The organism is Roseateles sp. AC306, from assembly GCF_979253795.1.
Genome location: NZ_CEEDEB010000133.1, coordinates 1 through 241, shown reverse-complemented (window position 1 = coordinate 241; position 241 = coordinate 1). Strand labels below are relative to the sequence as shown.

General features: G+C 64.3%; 1 pseudogene. It reads left to right on the top strand.

The features are described 5' to 3' along the window. Positions 1-187 (top strand): annotated as a pseudogene (locus AC0IZJ_RS28700) (ABC transporter ATP-binding protein); the annotation flags it as partial. Between the last annotated feature and the right edge of the window lie 54 nt (positions 188-241).

The window sequence follows — 241 nt, the reverse complement described above, 5'->3', positions numbered from 1 at the left end:
GAAGGCAGAGCAGCGGCACACGCTGCTGCTGCTGGAGCACAAGATGGACGTGGTGCGTGAATGGGCAGACCGCATCATCGTGTAGCACCAGGGCAAGCTGGGGGCCGATGGCGACCCGGCCACCGTCATCGCCTCGCCCATCGTGCAAGAGGCTTTCCTGGGCATTCCAGTCGGGGTGGCGGCATGAGTGCGCTCCTGGAGTTGATGGGCGTTCACACGCATGTCGGCGCGTTTCACATCC